Origin of the sequence: Streptomyces yerevanensis (assembly GCF_000716805.1) — a bacterium.
Lineage (GTDB): Bacteria > Actinomycetota > Actinomycetes > Streptomycetales > Streptomycetaceae > Streptomyces > Streptomyces flaveus.
Window position 1 is genome coordinate 1 of record NZ_JNWJ01000262.1, and the last position, 417, is coordinate 417.

Annotated in this window: 1 pseudogene; it reads left to right on the forward strand. The window is 68.6% G+C overall.

The annotated features are described in order from the left end of the window. Positions 1-307: 307 nt before the first annotated feature. Positions 308-417 (forward strand): annotated as a pseudogene (locus OP79_RS58855) (NADP-dependent oxidoreductase); the annotation flags it as partial.

Below are 417 nucleotides of genomic sequence, written 5' to 3' on the forward strand. Positions count from 1 at the left end.
GGCCACGGCGCGCAGCGACGCGGCGCGGCTGCGCGCGTGCATCGACCAGGCCGCCGCCGAACTCGCCGTGGCGATGCGCTCGCACCGGCAGTGACCGACAACACTTGCTTCGAATTCGAAGCAGAGGTACCGTCATCAACAGTTGCTTCGAATTCGAAGCAACATCGACCGCAGTGAAGGCGAGAACCGAAATGAAGGCAGTACGTTTCCACGAGCACGGCGACCCGAGCGTCCTGCCATCCCGGTGGTGCTGCCGCACACTCCCGGCCTCGACGTCGCCGGCACCATCGACGCGCTGGGCGAGGGCGTGGACGGCATCGCGGTCGGCGACCAGGTTGTCGGCTTCCTGCCGATGGACAAGCCCGGCGCCGCAGCGCAGTACGTCATCGCCCCGGCCGAGATCCTCGCGGCGGCGCC